The organism is Gemella sp. 20925_1_85 (genome assembly GCF_041433735.1).
Lineage (GTDB): Bacteria > Bacillota > Bacilli > Staphylococcales > Gemellaceae > Gemella.
This window is the reverse complement of sequence record NZ_JAPWCC010000014.1, coordinates 34046-52100: the sequence shown is the minus strand read 5'-3', so window position 1 is coordinate 52100 and position 18055 is coordinate 34046. Positions and strand designations below refer to the sequence as shown.

At 33.4% G+C, this 18055-nt stretch carries 16 protein-coding genes and 1 riboswitch; of the genes, 12 read left to right on the top strand and 4 right to left on the bottom strand.

Going from position 1 to position 18055, the window contains the following annotated elements:
- Positions 1-34: 34 nt before the first annotated feature.
- Positions 35-952, bottom strand: coding sequence for an EamA family transporter RarD (gene rarD / locus O3884_RS05670; RefSeq protein ID WP_371452318.1), 918 nt, complete (start codon positions 950-952; stop codon positions 35-37).
- 393 nt (positions 953-1345) lie between these two features.
- Positions 1346-1442: riboswitch (glycine riboswitch) on the top strand.
- A gap of 74 nt (positions 1443-1516) precedes the next feature.
- Between rarD and O3884_RS05665 the strand changes: the two genes are divergently transcribed.
- From O3884_RS05665 to O3884_RS05625, 9 genes are all read left to right on the top strand, one after another.
- Positions 1517-1885, top strand: coding sequence for a GrdX family protein (locus O3884_RS05665; RefSeq protein WP_371452317.1), 369 nt, complete (start codon positions 1517-1519; stop codon positions 1883-1885).
- Positions 1886-1909: 24 nt separating this feature from the next.
- Positions 1910-2854: an NAD(P)/FAD-dependent oxidoreductase gene (locus tag O3884_RS05660; RefSeq protein ID WP_294683669.1), complete on the top strand. Its 945-nt coding sequence runs from the start codon at positions 1910-1912 to the stop codon at positions 2852-2854.
- 32 nt (positions 2855-2886) lie between these two features.
- Positions 2887-3204, top strand: a complete 318-nt coding sequence (gene trxA / locus O3884_RS05655) for a thioredoxin TrxA (protein WP_060914663.1) — start codon at positions 2887-2889, stop codon at positions 3202-3204.
- A 31-nt stretch (positions 3205-3235) separates the two neighbouring features.
- Positions 3236-4522, top strand: a complete 1287-nt coding sequence (locus O3884_RS05650; protein WP_371452314.1) for a glycine/sarcosine/betaine reductase component B subunit — start codon at positions 3236-3238, stop codon at positions 4520-4522.
- 52 nt (positions 4523-4574) lie between these two features.
- A complete protein-coding gene (gene grdA, locus O3884_RS05645; RefSeq protein ID WP_371452312.1) occupies positions 4575-5036 on the top strand; it encodes a glycine/sarcosine/betaine reductase complex selenoprotein A in 462 nt (153 codons plus the stop codon).
- A 37-nt stretch (positions 5037-5073) separates the two neighbouring features.
- On the top strand, positions 5074-6381 hold the full coding sequence (gene grdB / locus O3884_RS05640) for a glycine reductase complex selenoprotein B (protein ID WP_371452310.1): 1308 nt from the start codon (positions 5074-5076) through the stop codon (positions 6379-6381).
- A 54-nt stretch (positions 6382-6435) separates the two neighbouring features.
- Complete coding sequence (grdC, locus tag O3884_RS05635; protein WP_371452308.1) at positions 6436-7959, top strand: glycine/sarcosine/betaine reductase complex component C subunit beta; 1524 nt, start codon at positions 6436-6438, stop codon at positions 7957-7959.
- A 10-nt stretch (positions 7960-7969) separates the two neighbouring features.
- Complete coding sequence (grdD, locus tag O3884_RS05630) at positions 7970-9112, top strand: glycine/sarcosine/betaine reductase complex component C subunit alpha (RefSeq protein WP_371452307.1); 1143 nt, start codon at positions 7970-7972, stop codon at positions 9110-9112.
- Between the two features lie 309 nt (positions 9113-9421).
- The gene (locus tag O3884_RS05625) at positions 9422-10792 is read left to right on the top strand and encodes an APC family permease (protein ID WP_371452306.1); all 1371 of its coding nucleotides are present in this window, start codon (positions 9422-9424) and stop codon (positions 10790-10792) included.
- A gap of 57 nt (positions 10793-10849) precedes the next feature.
- Here the strand turns inward: O3884_RS05625 and O3884_RS05620 are convergent, their stop codons facing one another.
- Positions 10850-11542 carry a GTP pyrophosphokinase gene (locus tag O3884_RS05620; RefSeq protein ID WP_371452304.1) on the bottom strand — a complete coding sequence of 231 codons (693 nt, stop codon included), beginning with the start codon at positions 11540-11542 and terminating at the stop codon, positions 10850-10852.
- Between the two features lie 405 nt (positions 11543-11947).
- Here O3884_RS05620 and nrdD point away from each other — a divergent pair, with 405 nt between their 5' ends.
- Together nrdD and O3884_RS05610 are read left to right on the top strand one after the other, a co-directional pair.
- The gene (gene nrdD / locus O3884_RS05615) at positions 11948-14131 is read left to right on the top strand and encodes an anaerobic ribonucleoside-triphosphate reductase (RefSeq protein ID WP_371452303.1); all 2184 of its coding nucleotides are present in this window, start codon (positions 11948-11950) and stop codon (positions 14129-14131) included.
- Between the two features lie 177 nt (positions 14132-14308).
- Complete coding sequence (locus tag O3884_RS05610) at positions 14309-15022, top strand: hypothetical protein (RefSeq protein WP_371452301.1); 714 nt, start codon at positions 14309-14311, stop codon at positions 15020-15022.
- 170 nt (positions 15023-15192) lie between these two features.
- Here O3884_RS05610 and O3884_RS05605 read toward each other — a convergent pair whose 3' ends face one another.
- Together O3884_RS05605 and O3884_RS05600 are read right to left on the bottom strand one after the other, a co-directional pair.
- Complete coding sequence (locus O3884_RS05605; protein WP_299323444.1) at positions 15193-15618, bottom strand: HIT family protein; 426 nt, start codon at positions 15616-15618, stop codon at positions 15193-15195.
- Between the two features lie 15 nt (positions 15619-15633).
- Positions 15634-16458, bottom strand: coding sequence for a purine-nucleoside phosphorylase (locus O3884_RS05600; protein ID WP_371452299.1), 825 nt, complete (start codon positions 16456-16458; stop codon positions 15634-15636).
- Between the two features lie 303 nt (positions 16459-16761).
- On the opposite strand from O3884_RS05600, the gene O3884_RS05595 reads away from it, so the two are divergent.
- Complete coding sequence (locus tag O3884_RS05595) at positions 16762-17877, top strand: BMP family lipoprotein (RefSeq protein ID WP_371452297.1); 1116 nt, start codon at positions 16762-16764, stop codon at positions 17875-17877.
- Positions 17878-18055: the final 178 nt, after the last annotated feature.

Genomic DNA, 18055 nt, shown 5'->3' with positions numbered 1-18055 from the left:
ACTTATCCATGAAAAAATATGGATAAGTTCTTTTTTATTTTTTGTGACTCTCATTGATTAAGTTTTGTTTTTTCATTGAGATAACTGCTGAATAACAGAATACTGCTACAGCGACCCAAATTATTGAGAATGATATTAGTTTTTGAACGCTTAATACTTCTCTATATACAAAAATTCCTATGAAGAATTGCATAGTAGGAGGTAGATATTGAAGAATACCTAGAATGTATAAAGGTATTGCTGTGGCTCCTTTAGCAAATAACATAAGTGGAACTGCAGTAATTACACCAGATAATAATAAGTATATTAATGTATCTGTTCCAAAAGAATAGAATGTAATTGAGTTATTCGATGAAAGATATCCCATGTAAATAAGTGCGATAGGAGAAACTATTGCTGTTTCTATTAGTAAGCTTGCTTTTGGACTAAGGACAATTTTCTTTTTACATAAGCTATAAAGTCCAAAACTTAGTGCTAGTAATATAGAAATCCAAGGAAGAGATCCGAGCGAAATAAATAGGTATATTAAAGAACCTCCAACGCATAGACACGCTATTGTTTGTGTACGTGTTAACTTCTCTTTTAAAAATACTACTGCTAGTATAATTGTAACAATTGGATTTAAGTAATATCCAAAACTTGCCTCTAGTACGTGGTTAGTGTTTACCGCAATTATATATGTAAGCCAGTTTAATGTTATTAAAAATGATGCTAGTACTAATAGTAAGACACTCTTTTTATCTTTCCAGAGAGTAGTTATTTCATTTAAAATAGATTTTTTATTTTTTGCAATTGCGACTACAATAATCATAAAAACAAAAGAACATATAATCCTCATCGCAAGAACTTCATATGCACCTATTTCTTTTAGTAATTTAAAATATATGGGAAATAATCCCCATGAAAAATAACAAATAAGAATAGCTATTAAACTCTTTTGTGTATTATTCATATTATACCTCCTTAAACTAGATGGATGTATGATTAAGTATAACGAAAAATATTGTATATTTCAATGAAAATAGATAACTACATATTGAAATTAATAGAAAAAATCTAATATTTTTTTATAGATAAGTCATTTTCTTTATTTTCAAAAGCTTTGCAGTAGAGTTTTCAAGTATAAGTAATATCTTAATTTATAAAACTATAACCAAGAAAAAACAAAAATATTTCCATGTCTTAAGTTTGAAATTAGTTATATAACACATTTTAGTTGGATTTAATGCTGATTTCAGAAATAACATATGCTAATATATTTATTTAGAGCGCATACATCAGATAAAAAAAGGGTTTCATTTGTTAGAGAAATAGTATAAAATAAGGGTATGAAAAAGATAACTGTATGATTAGTACGGGAGAGGACAATGGACACCGAAGGTACAAGTTAACATTTAGCGAATGTTAATGAAATTCTCAGGTAAAAAGACTGTACTATGACAGGACTCTGAAGCAAGTCAACAGAGAGAGAGCTAACTAGCTTTCTTTGTGTTGTTTTTATTTTAGGTGGGATGCTATGAAATTGATAACAAACAATCCAAGATTTTCAAATGAAAAATTTAAAGATATAGAAGTTGAATATCATGATATAGATTATCTAGATGTATTAAAAAAAGTTAGGGACTATGTACATGTAAATTGGGAAGTTGTCACACATCCTCTATACGGAAGTGTTAAACCAAATGAAACAATTTACAGATCTGTAGTTATTAAGAAAAGTAATGAACTAGATGTTGCTTCTATAAACTTAATTTCTGAAGCCGTAGGAACTTTTGAAAAATTTAGAAAAAATAAAGAAGTTCCTCAGTGGACGGATAGAGTAAAAGATGACTTTAGTGTTATTGATCACGATTTATTATTAAATGCGATAAATAGAATTTTATAAAAAAATAAATAAAGGAGAATAATTATGAGTAGAAATTATGATGTAATTATTATTGGTTCTGGACCTGCAGGGTTATCAGCTGCGTTATATGCTTCACGTGCTAAATTAAACGTTTTGGTTCTAGAAAAATCAAAAAATGGAGGACAAGCTGCAATCACTCACATGATTGAAAACTATCCTGGTGCGATTGAAGATCCAACTGGACCACGTTTAACAGCGAGAATGGCAGAACAAGCGAAAAGTTTTGGTACTGAGTTCAAACAAGAAGAAGTACTAAATGTTGAACTTGAAGGGGACGAAAAAGTAGTTACTTGTACAAGCGGTGATTACACAGCTAAAGCGGTAGTAATTGCAACTGGAGCATCTCCAAGAAAATTAGATATTCCAGGAGTTAGAGAATTAGAAAGTAAAGGTATTTCTTACTGTGCTACTTGTGATGGTGACTTCTTCGATGGACTTGAAGTGTTCGTAGTTGGGGGAGGAAACAGTGCTGTAGAAGAAGCTCTATTCTTAACTAAATTTGCTCGTAAAGTAACAATCATTCACTTTGAAGAAGATATTCACTGTGAAAGAATTACAGCTGAAAAAGCAAGAAATCACCCACAAATCGAAATTAGAACTGAAACAGTTGTTCTTGAAGCAATTGGTGATGGAATTCTAGAAGCTATTAAATTGAAAAATGTAGCTACAGGTGAAGAATATGTGGTAGAAGCAGACGAAGAAGATGGAACTATGGGATTATTCTTCTTTATCGGATATGTTCCACAAACTAAATTATTTGAGGGAAAAGTTGAACTTACAGAAGGTGGTTATGTTAAAGCTGGAGAAGACACTAAAACAAGTGTTGAAGGTGTGTACGTAGCTGGTGACTGTCGTCAAAAAGAAATCCGTCAAGTAGTAACAGCTGTATGTGATGGTGCTGTAGCAGCAATCACTGCAGAAAAATATATTGCTGAGAAATTTGAATAAAATTTAAAAATAAATAAAAGGAGACAAAGACAATGTTAGAACTAAACAAAGAAAACTTTGAGAGTGAAGTATTGGAAGCAGAAGGATACGTGCTAGTAGACTTTTGGAGCCAAGGATGTGAACCATGTAAAGCACTTATGCCAAGTGTACATGAATTAGCAGACAAATACGGAGACAAACTTAAGTTTGCTGCTCTAGATACAACAAAAGCAAGAAGACTTGCAATCAAACAAAAAGTTTTAGGGTTACCAACAATAGCCATATATAAAGACGGAAACAAAGTCGAAGAAGTAACTAAAGACGATGCTACTGTTCCAAATATAGAAGCTATGATTAACAAATATTTATAAAAAAAATAAACTCAATGGGGAGGTATTAGGTATGCGTCTTGAATTAGGAAAGATCCATATTAAAGATATACAATTTGCTGCAGAATCAAAAATCGAGGCAAACGTATTATATGTAAATAAAGAAGAGCTTGTAAAAGCTGTTTTCGAGGATGATGTAATTGAATCTGTTGATTTAGATATTGCTCGTCCAGGTGAGAGTGTTCGTATTACACCAGTTAAGGATGTAATTGAACCTCGTGTTAAAGTTGAAGGTCGTGGAGGAATTTTCCCAGGTATCCTTTCAAAAGTAGATACTGTAGGTGAAGGTCGTACAATTGCACTTAAAGGTATGGCTGTAGTAACTACAGGTAAAATTGTAGGATTCCAAGAAGGTATTATCGATATGACTGGAGTTGGAGCTGACTATACTCCATTCTCTAAAACAAATAACTTAATCGTTATTGCTGAACCTAAAGAAGGAGTTAAACAACACGAACACGAAAAAGCAGTTCGCTATATCGGATTCAAAGCTGCTCGTTACATTGCAGAATTAGCTCGTTCATTAGAACCAGAAGAAGTAGAAGTATTTGAAACTAAACCTTTATTAGAACAAATTGCTGAATATCCAGATTTACCAAAAGTAGGATATGTATACATGCTTCAAACTCAAGGTTTATTACACGATACTTATGTATATGGTGTTGATGCTAAACAAATAGTACCAACTATTCTATATCCAACAGAAATTATGGATGGTGCTATCGTAAGTGGTAACTGTGTATCAGCATGTGATAAAAACCCAACATATGTACACTTAAACAATGGTGTTATTGAAGATTTATACAAAAAACATGGTAAAGAAATTAACTTCTTAGGTGTAATCATCACTAACGAAAATGTTTACTTAATGGATAAAGAACGTTCATCTAACTGGACTGCAAAACTTTGCCGTTACTTAAACTTAGATGCTGTAATCGTATCTCAAGAAGGATTCGGTAACCCAGATACTGACTTAATCATGAACTGTAAAAAAATTGAAGCTGAAAAAGTTAAAACAGTTATCGTAACTGATGAATATGCAGGACGTGACGGAGCCAGCCAAAGTTTAGCTGATGCTGACGTAGCTGCTGATGCAGTAGTAACTGGAGGTAACGCTAACCAAGTGGTTGTATTACCAAAATTAGATAAAGTTATCGGACACATCGATGTAGTAAACGTAATCGCTGGTGGTAACCAAGACTCATTAAGAGAAGATGGAACTATCGAAGTTGAAATTCAAGCTATTACAGGTGCTACTAACGAAACAGGTTTCGGTTACTTAAGTACTAAAACTTTCTAGTAAGCAAAATAAAAATAAATGTTATAGATTTTAACAAGGAGGAAATAAGATAATGGTAAGTCTTATTAATAAAAAAGTAGTTATCATTGGTGACCGTGATGGTATCCCAGGATTAGCTATTGAAGAGTGTGTAAAACCAATTGAAGGAGTAGAAGTAGTATTCTCATCTACTGAATGTTTCGTCTGAACAGCCGCAGGGGCTATGGACTTAGAAAACCAAAAACGTGTTAAAGAAGCTGCCGAAAAATTCGGTAACGAAAACGTTGTTGTTTTACTAGGTGCATCTGAAGCCGAAGCTGCTGGTCTAGCAGCTGAAACAGTAACAGCAGGGGACCCAACATTTGCAGGGCCACTTGCAGGTGTAGCATTAAATCTTGCTGTATATCACATTGTAGAAGAAGAAATTAAATCTCAAATAGATGAAGCTATCTATGAAGATCAAGTTGGAATGATGGAAATGGTATTAGATATTGATGAAATCGCAAGCGAAATGAAAGACGTTCGTGGAGAGTAATTAAAGATCTAAATAATAGTTATAGGGGGAAATAAAAATGTCTAAAATAAGAGTAGTACATTATATAAACCAATTCTTCGCTGGAGTAGGTGGAGAAGAACAAGCCCACATTGCACCAGAATTAAGAACTGAATTACCACCGATTAGTGTTCAGTTACAAGGGCAATTGGGAGAAGATTTTGAAGTAGTAGCAACTGTAGTATGTGGTGATAGCTACTTCAACGAAAACTTAGAAAAAGTTCAAGCAGAACTTTTAGAAATGATTAAAGGATGCGAACCACAATTATTCATCGCTGGTCCAGCATTCAATGCAGGGCGTTACGGGGTAGCAGCTGGTACAATTACTAAAGCTGTTCAAGACGAATTACAAATTCCAGCTGTAACTGCAATGTACGTAGAAAACCCAGGAACAGACATGTTCAGAAAAGAAGTTTATATTCTTGAAACAGCTGACAGTGCAGCTGGTATGAGAAAAGCTTTACCAAAATTAGCTAAATTTGCAGCAAAATTAGCTAAAGGTGAAGAAATCCTTTCTCCAAAAGAAGAAGGATACCATGAAAGAGGAATCCGTGTTAACTTCTTCAGCGATAAACGTGGATCAGAACGTGCTGTTGAAATGCTTGTTAAGAAAATTAAAGGTGAAGAATTCGAAACAGAATATCCAATGCCTAACTTTGACAGAGTTGAGCCAAACCCAGCTGTTAAAGATTTAAGCAAAGCTAAAATCGCTTTAGTTACTTCTGGTGGTATTGTTCCAAAAGGAAACCCAGACCACATTGAATCATCTTCAGCATCTAAATATGGTGAATATTCATTAGAAGGATTCACTGATTTAACTGATGCAACTCACGAAACAGCTCACGGTGGATACGACCCAGTATACGCTAACGAAGATGCTGACCGTGTATTACCTGTAGACGTAATGAGAGAATTCGTTAAAGAAGGTAAAGTTGGAAGCTTACACGAAAAATTCTATACTACAGTAGGTAACGGTACTGCCGTAGCTAGTGCTGTAGGATTCGCTAAAGAATATGCACAAAAATTAGTAGCCGACGGAGTAGATGCTGTTATCTTAACTTCTACTTGAGGAACTTGTACTCGTTGCGGTGCAACGATGGTAAAAGAAATTGAGAGAGCGGGTATACCTGTGGTTCACATGTGTACAGTAGTACCGATTTCTCTAACAGTTGGAGCTAACAGAATCGTTCCAACTATCGCAATCCCTCACCCACTAGGAAATCCAAAATTAGAAGCGGATGAAGAGAAAAAATTAAGACGTGGACTTGTAGAAAAAGCATTACATGCTTTAACTGTAGAAGTTGACGGTCAAACAGTATTCGAATAATAAAGAAAGAAAGGGGAGCTGAGGGTATATTTATACCCTCAGCACAATATAGCTATGAATTATCCAGTATTTAAGGGAGCAGGATACATTCTTGTTCACACACCAGATATGATAGTAAGAAATGGATCGACTGCTTCTGTAGAGAGAGTAACAAATCCAGATTCAGAGTTTTTAAAAGAAGTAAATAACCATATTCGTACATATGAAGAAGTGGTTAATTATTTACCTAACCAAGTATATATCGGAAATAAAACTCCTGAAGAATTAAAGGCTTATCCAATGCCTTGGTATGATATTAAAGATGAACAAGGTCAACGACACGGGAAATTTGGACAAATTGTCCCACAAGATGAGTTTATAGCATTGATGAAACTTTGTGATGCTTTTGACTTAGTTAAACTATCAGAAGAGTTTGTAGCCGACGTTCGTCCTAAAATAGAGGAAAACTTCAAAGAGCTAGCTCCTTTATTCGAAAAATTAGAAGGATCTGACTTAAGCGATAATGAAGAATCATTCGAAGACTTAGTTCATGAAGGTAAAGTAGTTGGTTTCGTTAAAAAAGCTCATGATGTTGATGTGAACTTAAATGCTCACGTTATCTTTGAAAACTTAGTTGTTAAAGCGTCAGGAGTTATTGCAGCATTAGAATTATTACGTAATTCTGGTGTTAACCCAGCAGATATTGACTATGTTGTAGAATGTTCTGAAGAAGCTTGTGGAGATATCAACCAACGTGGTGGTGGTAACTTTGCTAAAGCAATTGCAGAAGTTGTAGGTCTAGTAAATGCTACTGGATCTGACTTAAGAGGTTTCTGTGCTGCACCAACTCACGCATTAATTAGTGCTTCATCTTTAGTAAAAGCTGGAGTATACAAAAATGTATTAGTAGTTGCTGGTGGAGCAAGTGCTAAATTAGGTATGAATGGTAAAGACCACGTTAAAAAAGGTCTTCCAGTTCTAGAAGATGTTCTAGGTGGATTCGCTGTTCTTATTAGTGAAAATGATGGAGTAAATCCAATCATTAGAACTGATATGGTCGGAAAACACAACGTGGGAACAGGATCTTCACCACAAGCTGTAATGGGAGCTTTAGTAGCTGATCCATTAGATAAAGCTAAATTGAAAATTACAGATGTTGATGTGTTCTCTGTAGAAATGCAAAACCCAGACATCACTAAAGCAGCTGGAGCAGGTAATGTTCCAGAAGCTAACTATAAAATGATTGCGGCATTAGCAGCAATGCGTGGAGATATTGAGAAAAAAGAACTTAAAACATTTATCGAAGCTAAAGGTTTACCTGGTTGGGCTCCAACACAAGGACACATTCCTTCAGGAGTACCTTATGTAGGATTCTTAATCGATGACTTAACAAAAGGTGATAAAAACCGTGCTATGATCGTAGGTAAAGGTAGTCTATTCTTAGGAAGAATGACAAACTTATTTGATGGAGTATCTTTTGTAGTTGAAAGAAATAACGGTGCTGTAGAAGGAGAATCTGCAGGAATTTCTAAAGATGAAATCAGAAAAATTATAGCAGAATCAATGAGAAAAATTTCCCAAGAAATGTTAGAAGAATAGGGGTGATACTATGAGTAAACAAGTTATATCAGAAGTATTGCTAGAAGTAGCTAATGCCATTGAAACAGGTAACTTTGGTAAAAAATTAAAAGTTGGTTTAACGACTTTAGGAAGTGAACATGGTTTCGAGAATATACTACAAGGTGCAATATTAGCTAAAAATCCTGTATTCGACATAGTTTTAATAGGTAAGGGACATGAAGATTTCGAATCTTATGAAGCTAAAGATGAAGACGAAGCTCACAAAATTATGGAAGACCTATTAGATAAAGGGGAAATAGCTTCTTGTGTAACTATGCATTATAATTTCCCTATCGGTGTATCTACAGTAGGTAGAGTTATTACACCTGCTAGAGGTACGGAAATGCTTCTTGCAACAACAACAGGGACTTCAGCTACTAACAGAGTTGAAGCAATGGTAAGAAATACACTTTATGGTATTGCAACTGCTAAATCACTTGGAAAATCTAATCCTACTGTTGGTATAGCGAATGTTGAAGGTGCTAGACAAGTTGAGAAAGTTTTATTAGATCTTAAAGAAAATGGTTATGAATTTGAATTTGCAACATCTCAAAGAGCAGATGGTGGTTCTGTAATGAGAGGTAATGATTTGCTTATGGGAACTCCAGATGTTATGGTTGTTGATTCATTAACTGGTAACTTATTCATGAAAGTATTCTCAGCATTTACTACTGGTGGAGATTATGAAGCTAGTGGATTTGGATATGGACCTGGTGTGGGAGAAGATTATGATAGAAGAATTTTAATCTTATCAAGAGCATCTGGTTCACCTGTTGTAGCCAATGCATTGAAATATGCTTATGAAGTAGCAAAAGGTAAAGTAAACCAAATAGCAAGACAAGAATTTGAAAAAGCTAATAAAGCTAAACTAGATGAATTCATTTCTAAATTGAAAGTTAAAAAAGAAGGCTCAGCAACAACTGAAGAAGTTAAAATGCCAGAAAAAGAAGTAGTTACTGCGCAAATCTCTGGAATTGATATTCTAGACCTTGAAGATGCAACTAAGCTACTTTGGAAAAATGGAATATATGCTGAGAGCGGAATGGGATGTACTGGACCGATCGTTTTAGTAAATCCTGATAAGAAAGATTCAGCAGAAGAAATTCTTAAAAATGAAGGGCTTATTTCATAATTTGAAACAGGTATAACGGTTTCTTAGAGAAGGAAAAGCCATATGGTTTAAACAATTTATAAATACCCTTTTTATTGGATAAAATTATTTCCAATAAAGAGGGTTTTTTATGTAGTTAGTAATATGAAGTTACAAAGTTCTGCAAATCAATAAAAGTAATATCGTTGTATTAATTATTTGAAAAACTGTGATAAAAGAAAAATTTGATTAAATTAGGTTCTCACGTTATAATAGATTGTTGTTAGATTTAATAAGAGAAGGATTGTTAGAATGTATTAGTGATTCTAATGAAAGGAGAATTTTTTATTAATGCAAATATTTAGAAAGAAAACATTGGAAAGGGTACTTGGAGAGAGTGGCAAGAAGACCTTGAGGCCAACGTTAAGAACTATGGACCTAGTACTTCTTGGTATAGGTTCTGTTATTGGTTCAGGTATACTGGTGTTAACAGGTGAAGCAGCGTCTAAAGCTGGACCATCGGTAATATTCTCATTTTTAATAGCGGGATTAGCTTGTGGACTTACGGCTTTATGCTATGCAGAGTTATCTTCTACAATACCATCAAGTGGTAGTGTTTATACATATAGTTATATTACCTTAGGTGAGGTTGTAGCGCATTGTATGGGATGGCTTCTAGCTGGAAGTTATATTATAGCGGGAGCGGCAATAGCTAATGGATGGTCAAGTTATTTTAAATCTTTATTAGAAGGGTTTGGAATAATATTACCGAAGGAATATACAACATTACCAAGTGAAGGTGGATATGGTAATATTTTAGCAATTACTGTAGTTCTACTAATAATGATAGTCTTATTTAAAGGGACAAATAGTAGTAAGTTTGTAAATAATTTAATGGTTGCTATTAAGATTATTGTTATTTTACTATTCGTTCTTGTTGGTATGTTTTATGTTACTCCTACGAATTGGACGGATAATTTCGCACCGCAAGGAATGTCAGGAATAATGATAGGCGCGACAACAGTGTTCTTTGCGTATTTAGGTTTTGATACTATCTCAACTTCAGCAGAAGAGACTGTTAACCCGCAAAAAGCATTACCTAGAGCGATTATTATTACACTATTAATTTGTACGGTATTTTATATAATTGTTTGTTTAGTAATAACGGGAATGGTACCATTTAGCCAATTAGGAAAAGGTGATGCCCTAGCGTATGTTCTTGGAGTAGTTGGACAAGATAAGGTAGCTGGAATAGTTTCTTTAGGAGCGGTAATTGGTCTTTTATCTGGACCATTGGGAACGATGTTTGCTGCTGTAAGGATATTATTCACGATGAGTAGAGATGGTCTATTACCAAAGAAATTATCGTCGTTAAATAAAGGTGGCGTTCCAGGTCCAACAACAATTGGAGTTGGTTTATTAATGGCAATTTTAACTGGTTTCTTACCGTTAGGTCAATTAGCGGATTTAGCTAATGTCTCTTACATCATAGCATTTATGTTGGTAAGTTATTCAATGTTTGTCATTAGAAGAGAGTATCCTAATGTGAAACGTGGATTCACTATGCCGGGGATGCCTTATTTACCAATAGTATCAATATTATTGTTTATCGTACTATTATATGGTATTCAATTTTCAACATGGGTTATTTTTGGATGTTGGATTTTAGTAGGTTTAGTAATTTACTTTGCTTATTCTGTAAAGCATAGTAAAGAAAAATAAGTTGATAATAATACAAAAAAGCTTGGATATTAGTTATGTCTAATATCCAAGCTTTTTTTATAAGAATTGTGAATCATCTTCTATTATTTCTTTAACCTTTTGCATTTGGTTATCTAGTTTAGCACTTATCTCCGCACAGAGTTGAAGACGACGCGCTATTTCTTTTTCTTTCTCTTCACTTAGATTTTTCTTGTATCTAAGCTTGTGTTCTAAGCTTGCCCAGAAATCCATAGCTATTGTTCTAAATTGAACTTCAACAGCCACATGTTCGACTTTATCTGATAAGAAGATTGGTACCTTAACGATAAGGTGATAACTTCTATAGCCATTTTCTTTGTGGTTTGTAATATAGTCTTTCTCAGCTATAACCGTAAGATCATCTTGTTGCTTTAGTGCGTCGACAAGTTTATAAACATCGTTTTTGAATGAGCATATAACACGAACACCCGCAACATCATAGATGTTCTCTTTTATTGTATTTATGTCAAAAGGTAAGTCCAAACGTTTAAGCTTGTTCATTAAGCTCATTGGAGTCTTCAGTCTAGTGTTAACGGACTCGATAGGGTTGCTCTCGCCGTGAAGAGAAAATTCTTTATCGAATACATTTAGTTTTGTTTCAATTTCAAGCATAGCACATTCGTAGTGCATAAATAATTCTACATAAGGTTCTAATTCGTTTATTAATAGTGAACTATCATTTTCCATAGAAAATAATTGATCTGTTAGTTTTTCAATTTGTGTTTTTTTCATATACATATCTCACTTTATTGTTTAATATAATTTTATCATAAATCTCTATATTAAAATATAGTTTAAGTGGTAAAAAAATAAATATTTTAGGTTGAAGTGAACTTTTTGAATATCATTTTTAATTGCCGTTGTATTAGGAAAAGTTGAACTGTATTATAGATTTAGTTGTTTAAAAATTGCTACAGAAGTATATGTTAACCTCTATAAACCTTTATATAATAACGTTTTTGAAATTTTCTTAGAAAAACAGAAGAGCTAAAAAAATTCACAATTTAGCTGAAAGGCTAGCCTACAACGTTTCTAAATTTCCCGGAAATGAAAACTATAGACAGGGGAATTTTTTTGAGATAAGATAGTATTATGATGTTTTTATGAATCTAAAATTATATAGAAATGAGGGATAACATGCAAAATAATAATTTATATTCATATACAAAAGCGAAAGTAGAAAGTTTAACAAAAAATTTACTAGTTATAAAAAGGGATGGACGCATAGTAAAGTTTGATGCCGAAAAAATCTATAATGCGATAGAAAAAGCTGTACATTCTGTCTTTGGCAAAAACCATAGTGTTAATATTAATGGTATTGTGGACAATGTTATTTTAGAGATTGCTAATAGATTTAAAGGGGATATCAAGATCTATGAACTTCAAAATATTGTTGAGCATACTCTTCTTACTTTAGGAGAAGAGGCGATTTATGAAGAGTATGTAGGCTATAGAAGTATACGTGATATTGAGCGTGAACGTAGTCTTGACATAAATGTAGCGATAGAAAAATTGGTGAATCGTGATGAGAATGTGGTAAATGAAAATGCTAATAAAGATAGTTTAGTATTTAATACGCATCGTGATTTAACTAGTGGTATTGTAGCCAAAGCAATTGGGCTTAAAATGTTACCAAAACATGTTGCTAATGCGCACCAAAAGGGAGATATTCATTATCATGACTTAGATTACTCACCTTATCAACCTTTAACAAACTGTTGTTTAATTGACTTTAAAGAGATGTTAACAAAAGGTTTTAAAATTGGGAATGCAGATGTAGATAGTCCGAAGAGTATTCAAACAGCGACTGCTCAAATGGCTCAAATTATCGCTAATGTTGCTTCAAGTCAGTATGGTGGATGCAGTGCTGATAGAATTGACGAAGTTCTTGCACCGTTTGCACAATTGAACTATGAAAAGAATTTAAAAATGGCTCAAGAGTGGATTGATGATGAGGAAAAACAAAAAGCATTTGCTGATAAGAAAACTAAGAAAGATATCTTTGATGCAATGCAATCTTTAGAATATGAAATTAATACTTTGTATTCATCTCAAGGACAAACACCATTTACGTCTCTAGGGTTTGGTTTAGGTGAAGGGTACTTTGAAAAAGAGATTCAAAAAGCTATTCTAAATGTGAGAATTGAAGGATTAGGAAAAGAGAAAAGAACTGCTATTTTTCCTAAATTGATTTTTGTTATTAAAGATGGTCTGAATTTAAAACCAACAGATTCTAACTATGATGTTAAACAACTTGCATTATCATGTGCGACTCAAAGAATGTACCCAGATGTACTTATGTATGATACGATTACGAAGATTACTGGTAGTTGTAAGACTCCGATGGGGTGTAGATCATTTTTACCTGCATGGAGAAATGAACAAGGTGAGTTAGTTGAGAGTGGGCGTATGAATCTAGGGGTGGTAACATTAAACCTTCCTAGAGTAGCGCTAGAATCAAAAGGAGATAAAGAAGAGTTTTGGAACATCTTTAAAGAGAGATTAGAAATTTGTAAAGATGCGCTAGATTACAGAGCGAAACGCTGTGGAGAGGCTAAACCTCAAAATGCACCGATTCTTTATATGCACGGAGCTTTCGGTAAACGACTTAAACCTGAAGATAGGGTAAAACAATTATTTGACAATAAACGTTCTACATTATCATTAGGATATATAGGTTTATATGAAGTGGCAAGTGTCTTTTATGGAGGAGAATGGGAGAAGAATCCTGAGGCGAAAGAATTCACTTTAGATATTATGCGTTATATGAAGGAATGTGTGGATAAATGGACTGCGGAAGGAGATTACTGGTATAGTATTTACTCAACTCCTAGTGAATCGCTAACTGATAGATTCTGCCGTATGGATACTGAGAAGTTCGGTATTGTAGAAAATATAACGGACAAAGAATATTATACGAATTCATATCATTATGATGTAAGGAAAAATCCAACACCTTTTGAGAAGTTAGAGTTTGAAAAGGATTATCCATATTATGCTAGCGGTGGATTCATACATTATTGTGAGTATCCAGTGTTGAAACAAAATCCAAAGGCATTAGAAGCGGTATGGGACTTTGCTTATGACAAGGTAGGATACTTAGGAACAAATACACCGATTGACCGTTGTTATAAATGTGGATATGAGGGAGAATTTGAACCTACTAAAAAAGGATTTAAATGCCCAGAATGTGGAAATAGAGATCCGAAAAGCTGTGATGTTGTGAAGAGAACATGTGGCTATTTAGGAAATCCTCAAGCACGACCTATGATTAAAGGACGACACAAAGAAATTGTAGCAAGGGTTAAACATTTAAAATAAAAATAATTTCTAATAGAAGCGACATTCAGTGGTATATTTTTGAATGTTGCTTCTATACTCTTTTAATATGATTAGCATAAAAACTTAATCTATAAAAATAAAATCCTTTAAATCCTTTACATTATCTGATTTTTTTGATAAAATCAATACTGATAAGAATTTAGGAGGAAATTAAACATGGGTAAAATTTTTAAAGGTGCTTTATTAGGAGCAGTGAGTGCGTTAGGAGCTTATTATTATAAAAATCCTAAGGAGTTAGAAAAACATAAAGAATTACTGAAAGAAAATACTAAAAATGGTATTGAAAAACTAACAGCAATTATTAATGAAAAAACTCAAGAATTAGAAGCAAAAACACAAGAAGAACAAGATCTTGCTAAAGAAAAACTAGAAGAATTAACTGCGACTGCAGAATTTGAAAAAGTAGAAGAGAACTTCGTAGAATTAGGAGCAAAAGCCGAAGAGGTTAAAGAAGAAGTTGTTGCAGAAGTAACTGAGAAAGTAGAAGATGTGAAAGAAGCTTCAGAACCTGTAGTAGAAAAAGCACAAGAAGTAGCAGCTCCAGTTGTAGAAAAAGTAGAAGAAGTAGCGGCTCCTGCTGTAGAGAAAGCAGAAGAAGTAGTTGAGGAAGTAAAAGAAACTCTTGCGCCAGCTGCAGAACCTACTTTCTCAAAAGTAGAAGAAGTTGTAGAGAGTGCAAAAGAAACAGTTGTAGATCACTATGAAGAAAAAGTAGAACCTACATTTGAAGAAATTCATGAAGCGGTAGCTCCAGTAATTGAAAAAGCAGAAGAAGTTAAAGAAGAGGTAGAAGAAGTTGTAGAAGAAAAACCAAAAACAACTCTAGATTCTATCGTATCTTTATTCGCTTCAAAAGAAGGAAAAAAATAATATAATAAATATTGAATGCGAGGTATGAGAAAAAATTCTCATCCTCGATTTTTTTATAGTAAGAATTTGAATTCAGAATAAGAAGCTTGAGTTCGTATTTTTTGTATAGTCTGGATTTGCTGAATAATAAGAAACTAGGTAACTACTTATAGCTACCTAGTTTCTTATTTTTATAGTCTATCAGCGATTGCTTTTCTAATTTCTTCGAATTCAGCAGGCTCAACTTTTTGAGGCGGCCATTTAACTTCTAAGTTATCGAAGTTTACATCTTTATCTTTATATCTTGGTACGATGTGGAAGTGAAGGTGGAAGACACTTTGTCCAGCGTATTCTTCGTTGTTTTGGAAGATATTTACTCCGTCACAACCATACGCTTCTTTTACAGCGTTAGCAATTTTTGGAAGAACTCGTCCAATGTTAGCTGCTGTTTCAGGATCACAATCAAAAATATTTCTGCTGTGTTTTTTAGGAATTACTAAAGTGTGTCCTTTTGTAATAGGGAACACATCTAGAAAGCTGTATACATGCTCATCTTCATATACTTTATAGCTTGGGATTTCTCCATCAATGATTTTTTCGAAAATAGTTTTTTCCATAATTTTTACTCCTTATTATTTTAAGTTTTCTAATGTTTCAATTAAAAGTTTTTTCAGGTTTACACTAATTTTTTGTGCTGTTTGTAGAACGTGCTCGTGATCGTGTTTTTTCTCTTGAACACCTGTAGCCATATTAGTAGCACATGCTAATACTGCAACTGGAAGTGATGCGTGGTTAGCAGCGATTACTTCTGGCACTGTAGACATACCTACAAGGTCACATCCCATAGTTTTGAATGCACGAATCTCTGCGCGTGTTTCGAAGTAAGGTCCTTGGAAGAATCCGTAAACACCAGTGTGTAATGTAATATCTAATTTCTTAGCTGATTTATGTAAGTTTTCTACTAAGTATGGATCGAATGGAGTAGTCATATCAACAAATCTTTCTCCAAGACGTGGTTCGTTTTCTCCCATTAATGGATTGTTGCTTACAAGAGAGATGAAGTCATCAAGACAAACGATATCTCCTTCGCTGAAGTTAGTGTTGATAGCGCCACAAGCATTTGTGATGAATAATCCTTTTACTCCAAGGTGTTTAACAACGTATGTCATAAAGGCAACATCTTTCATGCTGTATCCTTCATAGTAGTGAAGACGTCCATTTAATACTAATACATTTTTTCCAGAAATCTTTCCGAAAGTTAGTTTATTTGCATGTCCTTTAACACGATTAGCATGCTTATTTCCTGGGAAAAGTGGAATAGCTTCGTATCCAAGTTCTTGTTGATCCTCTAATTCTAATGTAATTCCACTTCCTAAAACTACAGCGTAGTCAATTTGTTCTCCAAAATATTTTATGATATAGTTTGCCGTTTCAATAATATTTTGATAATATGTCATAATATAAATTCCTCCTGAAAATGCTTTATCAAAGTTATTATAGCATAAAAAATTCAGAAAATATATAATTTTATATTAATTATTATCAACGTTTGTATTATTAATATAAATACGTTTATGTTATTTTTAATGATGCTATTAAAATAGAAAAATGGATATTAATAGGTACTAAAGTACTATGATTTATTTAATCAAATTTTTAGTTGTGTTAAAAAATTTTAAAAAAGTTCAAAAAAATATTTGCAAGCGTTTTAAAAATATTGTATTATGAACTTAGTACATAAAGATTTTTAGGAGGAGATTATGAAAAAATTACGTACTATATTTGCAATTTTAGTTGCATTATCATTAATTGTTGTTGGTTGTTCTTCAAAGAGTGCTAAGAACGATACGAAATCTGATGGCAAGAATGCCTATAAGATTGGTGTTGTAACTGGTGAAGGTGGAGCAAAAGATAAGAGTTTTAACCAAGCTAATGTAGAGGCGATTCAATCATGGGCAAAAGCAAATGGAGCAAAAGATCCAGTTGTTATTGAAACGAAGAATCAAGCAGACTTAGCTGCGAACTTGCAAAATGCTGCGAAGGTATCTGATATTGTATCTTTAGCTGGATTTGAATTTGAAAAAGAAATTACAAAAACCGCAGAACAATATAAAGATAAAAAATTCATGTATGTAGATAGTTTTGTAGATGCTCCAAATATTGCTTCATTAATTTTTAAAGAACAAGAAGCAGGTTATTTAGCAGGGTATGCAGCAGCTTTACAGTCTAAAACAGGAAAAGTTGGATTTATCGGAGGAACTAAAATTCCGCCAGTAGAACGATTTGGAATTGGATTCGTACAAGGTGCAAAAGCAGCTAAAAGTGATATTAAAGTAATGTATAATTACAGTGGAACATTCTCAGACACAAATAAAGGGAAAACATTAGCGGCTACTATGTATGACTCAGGAGCAGATGTAATTTTCGTTGCTGCTGGGAATACAGGTAACGGTGTAATTTCAGAAGCTAAAGAACGTGGAATAATCGACATGTCTAAGAGTGGAGAGATTAAACACTGGGTTGTTGGTGTTGATAAAGACCAATATGAAGAAGGTATCTTTAAAGGGAAAGATAAAGATGGAAAAGAATATCAAAAATCTGCAATCTTAACTTCTGCTGTTAAAAATATCGAAGTAGCTGTAACAAAAATCTTAAATGAAATCAAAGAAGGTAAATTCACTAAAGGTGAGCATATCTTTGGTATTAAAGAAAATGGGGTAGGAATTCCAAAAGAAAATCCTAACCTAAGCGAAGAAGCAAAAACAAAAATTGCTAAAGCAGTAGAAGAATTAAAATCAGGAAAAGCTGAAGTAGTAGCTACTGGAGATGAACTTAAAGCAAAAGGAGCAGCTACGAATATCGAAGGGGAACTATAGTATAAATTATTATAGGGATTGTTTAAAAATATTAATTAGTAGGAACCATCATTATTGATGGTTCCTTTTAGTGACATTAAAACGAACTTTTAAAAAACAAAAAAACTTTAAAAATTTCAATATTTCATGTGTAGTTGTAAAATTTTTGGGCATTAAATGATTGCTAAGTACTAAAGTA

Bases quoted from the DNA above. Each gene is read 5' to 3' on its own strand.
- rarD (WP_371452318.1), bottom strand. From the start codon at position 952: ATGAATAATACACAAAAGAGTTTAATAGCTATTCTTATTTGTTATTTT.
- O3884_RS05665 (WP_371452317.1), top strand. From the start codon at position 1,517: ATGAAATTGATAACAAACAATCCAAGATTTTCAAATGAAAAATTTAAA.
- O3884_RS05660 (WP_294683669.1), top strand. From the start codon at position 1,910: ATGAGTAGAAATTATGATGTAATTATTATTGGTTCTGGACCTGCAGGG.
- trxA (WP_060914663.1), top strand. From the start codon at position 2,887: ATGTTAGAACTAAACAAAGAAAACTTTGAGAGTGAAGTATTGGAAGCA.
- O3884_RS05650 (WP_371452314.1), top strand. From the start codon at position 3,236: ATGCGTCTTGAATTAGGAAAGATCCATATTAAAGATATACAATTTGCT.
- grdC (WP_371452308.1), top strand. From the start codon at position 6,436: ATGAATTATCCAGTATTTAAGGGAGCAGGATACATTCTTGTTCACACA.
- grdD (WP_371452307.1), top strand. From the start codon at position 7,970: ATGAGTAAACAAGTTATATCAGAAGTATTGCTAGAAGTAGCTAATGCC.
- O3884_RS05625 (WP_371452306.1), top strand. From the start codon at position 9,422: ATGCAAATATTTAGAAAGAAAACATTGGAAAGGGTACTTGGAGAGAGT.
- O3884_RS05620 (WP_371452304.1), bottom strand. From the start codon at position 11,542: ATGAAAAAAACACAAATTGAAAAACTAACAGATCAATTATTTTCTATG.
- nrdD (WP_371452303.1), top strand. From the start codon at position 11,948: ATGCAAAATAATAATTTATATTCATATACAAAAGCGAAAGTAGAAAGT.
- O3884_RS05610 (WP_371452301.1), top strand. From the start codon at position 14,309: ATGGGTAAAATTTTTAAAGGTGCTTTATTAGGAGCAGTGAGTGCGTTA.
- O3884_RS05605 (WP_299323444.1), bottom strand. From the start codon at position 15,618: ATGGAAAAAACTATTTTCGAAAAAATCATTGATGGAGAAATCCCAAGC.
- O3884_RS05600 (WP_371452299.1), bottom strand. From the start codon at position 16,458: ATGACATATTATCAAAATATTATTGAAACGGCAAACTATATCATAAAA.
- O3884_RS05595 (WP_371452297.1), top strand. From the start codon at position 16,762: ATGAAAAAATTACGTACTATATTTGCAATTTTAGTTGCATTATCATTA.